The sequence below is a fragment of the Bartonella sp. TT119HLJHH genome, from assembly GCF_042193385.1.
Lineage (GTDB): Bacteria > Pseudomonadota > Alphaproteobacteria > Rhizobiales > Rhizobiaceae > Bartonella.
Genome location: NZ_JBHILS010000038.1, coordinates 1 through 5,051 on the forward strand (window position 1 = coordinate 1; position 5,051 = coordinate 5,051).

The 5,051-nt window shown below is 40.4% G+C and carries 1 pseudogene; it reads right to left on the reverse strand.

The features are described 5' to 3' along the window. Positions 1-5,051: pseudogene (locus ACFIJL_RS08545) on the reverse strand (hypothetical protein); the annotation flags it as partial.

Consider the following 5,051-nt stretch of genomic DNA (forward strand, 5'->3'; position numbering starts at 1 on the left):
ACACTGCTATAATCAGTTTTACCATCTGCCTGTTTATCGTAATGAACAACAGCTGAATCATCAGACTGAAGGCTGCTGGAAAGATCCTTCAGACTTGCATCAAGCTGCGCTTTATTGACTGCTTCATTACCTTTCACCGCTTCCTTCACACCGGAAAGTGTCCGATCTACTTTGTCTTTATTTGCAATATTGAGTTCTGTACCCTCTACTTCTTTACCAATAGTGATAACTTTTGTCTCATCATCCTGCTTGGCAAGACTATCACTCACTACATTGGTTACATCATTATGAACATTCGTGACAGAACTACTAATATCAAAAAGTGCTTCCGCTACACTATTGTAAACCTTTTCCTCACCAGTGCTACCATCTTCATTGACAGTTTTAAGTTTGAATGTGGGGGCAACCCATTCTCCATTCTCATATCCAGCGCCACCACCAAAATAGCTAGCAACCGTCCGATTGACTGAATAAAGCTGACCACCTGTAATAGCATCCGTTGAGTTGGCGCTAATCTCACCATTTGCTAGAAACGTAATTCTACTGTTTTCTTGTGTCCTTACAGCTCTGCCTTTTTCTTCTTTGCTCTTTTCATGACGCGCGACAAACGCATTGGCTTCCTTGCTCCAATTCAAAGAATCCTGTGCTACCCCTTCTGAAACTTCTTTAATCCGCGCATTAACATTCTTGATATTTGTATCAAGACCTGCAAAAGCGGTTCCAACACCTTGAAAGGCACTCTCTGTTACACTTCCATCTTTGGCAATGTAAGATAATTTATACGTTGGTTGTGTAAGAGCTCCATCTTTAAAGGATGCTTCTCCACCTAAAAACTTAGCTACATCCTCACCGATTTTATTAATCTGACCACCCGTGATTGCATCATGTGAATCCTTGGCAATCTGACCATCGGCAACATTATGGAGTGCAACAGGTGTCTTATCTTTACCACCCAAAGTCACACTCATATAATTAGGGGCGCCATCCTTCTGTTTATCGTAATGAACAACAGCTGAATCATCAGATTGAAGGCTGGTAGAAAGTTCCTTCAGACTTGCATCAAGCTGACCCTTGTTAACAGCTTCATTATCCTTTGTTGCTTCACCAATACCTGAAAGAGTCCGATCCGTACCAGTCTTGTTGGCTATATTGATTTCACTGCCTTCTACTTCTTTACCAATAGTGATAAGATTTGTATCTGCATCTTTCTTAACAAGGCTATCTCCTCTAACATTGGCAATTTCATTGGTAATTTGTTTTGTAATCTCATTTTTAACATTCGTGATAGAACTACCAACCCCTGTTAAAGCACTCGCTACATCAGGATAATTCTGATCTTTAGATCCACCATCAGCATCAAAGGTCTTGACCGTGAATTTAGGATTCGTCCATTTACCTTCTTTATATTCAGCGCCACCACCTAAATAAGTTGCAACAGTCTTATTCGTATCAAAAAGCTGAGAACCATTGATCGCATCACTTGAGCTTGCAGAGACCTCTCCATTGGAAAGAAATGTAATCTTACTCTTGCTTTCCTTCTCTCCATGTGTTGCTACAAACGCCTTGTCAGAATCACTCCACAACAATGCATTTTGCTTAATATTTTCAGTAATCTCCGTGTTGTTTTGGGTAAACTCTTTTTGAAGATTCTCAAAAGATGTTCCTACACCCTCAAAAGCTTCCGATACAGTATTATACTTCTTCTCTTCAACTTTAGTACCATCCTCATTAATGGTCTTAATCTTGAAGCTTGGAGCTGTCCAAGCGCCACCGGCATAACTAGCATGACCACCTAAAGACTGCGCAACACTGTCACCTAGAGCATATAGCTGATTTCCTGCTATAGCATCGCTTGAAGTTCCACTAACGTCTCCGTTGGCAAGATGTTTAATCTTGCTGCTCGCTCTTTTATCTTCTTTTCCATGCTGTGCCACAAAGGCCCCTTCAGCATCACTCCACAACAAAGCATCGCCTTGAACTTCTTGCGTAATATTACTTAGTTTTTCATTAAACTTTTTGACCTCATTAGACAGATGTTTATTCACATTTATGAAGTTCGTATCAATTCCTGCAAAAGCAGAGCCTACATCATTATAGGATTCGCTTGTTACTTCACCAGCTTCAGAAACTTTCGACACCGTATAAGTGGGATCTTTAAACTTCTCACCATCAAAGGACACGCTGCCACCTAAAATCTTTGATAAATCAGAAGCTATGGTATGAAGCTGACCTCCCGTAACCGCATCATTCGAGCCTGATACTATAGAGCCAGCCGCAAGTGATGTAAGCTTGCTGTTTTCCTTTTTACCTTCTTCCGTTTTATGCTGTGCTACAAAGGCGTTACTTTCATTACTCCATGATAAAGAATCTTGTGCAACCCCTTCTGAGACTTCCTTAATACGCTGATTCACATTCTTGATATTATCATCAAGTCCTTTAAAGGCAGAACCAACATCGGTATGCGATTTATCTGTTACCTCACCGTCTTTAGAAACTGTCGATAAGTCATACTTTGGTCCTTTATAGTTTTTGCCATCAAAGGATACATCGCCACCTAAAATCTTTGATAAATCATCTGTGATGATATGAAGTTGTCCACCCGTAATCGCATCATGTGAACTCTCACCAATGACACCATCTTTGACATTATGAAGTGCAACTGGTTCTGCATCCTTACCTTTACCTAAAGTCACACTGCTATAGTCAACTATTCCGCCTTCTTTTTTATCGTAGAGAACCACGGCTGAATCTTCTGACTGAAGGCTGCTGGAAAGATCCTTCAGACTTGCATCAAGCTGCGCTTTATTGACTGCCTCGTCCCCATTTTGCGCTGCCTTAACACCAGAAAGAATTCGAGCAGCACCATCACGATTTAAAATATTGATTTTATTGCCACCTCTTTCCGCACCAATGGTAATAAGACCCATCCTATCCTGCTTAACAAGGCTATCACTCACTACATTCGTAATCTCTTTGCTGATCTCATTTTTTACATTCGTAACAGAAGCACCAACTCCAGCCAAAGCATCCGCTACATTGCTATAAGTTTTCTCTTCAGAGTTACCATCATCCTTAACTGTCTTAACCTTAAAACTTGGAGCTTTCCATTGTCCTTGCGCATCATAGCCAGCGCCACCACCAAAATAGGTTGCAAGTTGTTCGTTCAGCGAATAAAGTTGACCACCCGTAATAGCATCCGTTGAATCTTTAGAAACATCACCATCTAAAAGAAACGTAATTTTGCTGTTGTCTTGAGCGGCTACAGCTCTGCCTTTTTCTTCTTTGCTCTTTTCATGACGTGCTACAAAGGCATTAGCTTTATCGTTCCATAATAAAGCATCACCTTTAACTTGCTGAGTAATATTCGTTATGTTTTTAGTAAGTTCGCTAAACTTATTTGTCACATTATCATTGACATTCTTGATATTGCTATCAAGCTGGCTTTTGTTAACAGCGTCATTATTGTTCTTTGCTTCCCCAACACCAGAAATTATCCGATCCACACCAGTCTTGTTGGCTATGTTGATTTCTGTGCCACCTACTTTTGCACCAATAGTGAGACGACTCGTTGTCTTATCTTGCTGAACAAAGCTTTCGCTTTCCACTTTGGTAATCACATTATTAACCTGTTCAGTCAATTTATTCTGAACATTCGTAATAGAACTTCCAACACCTGCAAGTGCATCAGCTACATTCGTATAGTTCTTGTCAAAAGAAGTACCATCCTCACCAAACTGCTTGATCTTGAAATCTGGTTCTCTCCACATGCCCTCTTTATCATATCCAGCTCCTCCACCAAAATAGGTTGCAAGTTGTTCGTTCAGCGAATAAAGCTGTCCACCCGTAACAGCATCCGTTGAGTTTGCGCTAATCGCACCATTTGCAAGAAACGTAATTCTACTGTTTTCTTGTGTCCTGACAGCTTTGCCTTTTTCTTCTTTGCTCTTTTCATGACGCGCGACAAACGCATTGGCTTCCTTGCTCCAATTCAAAGAATCCTGTGCTACCCCTTCTGAAACTTCTTTAATCCGCGCATTAACATTCTTGATATTTGTATCAAGACCTGCAAAAGCGGTTCCAACACCTTGAAAGGCACTCTCTGTTACACTTCCATCTTTGGCAATGTAAGATAATTTATACGTTGGTTGTGTAAGAGCTCCATCTTTAAAGGATGCTTCTCCACCTAAAAACTTAGCTACATCCTCACCGATTTTATTAATCTGACCACCCGTGATTGCATCATGTGAATCCTTGGCAATCTGACCATCGGCAACATTATGGAGTGCAACAGGTGTCTTATCTTTACCACCCAAAGTCACACTCATATAATTAGGGGCGCCATCCTTCTGTTTATCGTAGTGAACAACAGCCGAGTCATCTGATTGAAGACTAATGGAAAGATCCTTCAAACCTTTATCTAGCTGACCTTTGTTAACAGCTTCATTATTTTGTGTTGCTGCCTTCACACCAGAAAGAGTTCGATCTGCTTTGCTACTATTAGCGATATTGATTTCACTGCCTTCTACTTCTTTACCAATAGTGATAAGATTGGTTGCTTGATCTTTCTTAACAAGGCTATCACCTTTCACATTGGCAATCTCATTATTAATCTCTTTGCTGATCTCATTTCTAATATTTGTGAAAGAATTACCAACTCCAGTCAAAGCATCCGCCACATTGCCATAGTCTATCTCTTCAGATTTACCATTATCCTTAACTGTCTTAACCTTAAAACTTGGAGCTTTCCATTGTCCTTGCTCATCATAACCTGCACCTCCACCAAAATAGGTTGCAAGTTGTTCGTTCAGCAAATAAAGCTGACCACCCGTGACAGCATCCGTTGAATTAGCGCTAATCTCACCATTGGCAAGGAACGTAATTCTACTGTTTTCTTGTGTCCTTACAGCTCTGCCTTTTTCTTCTTTGCTCTTCTCATGACGTGCTACAAAGGCATTAGCTTTATCGTTCCATAACAAAGCATCACCTTTAACTTGCTGAGTAATATTCGTTATGTTTTTAGTAAGTTCGCTAAACTTATTTGTGACATTATC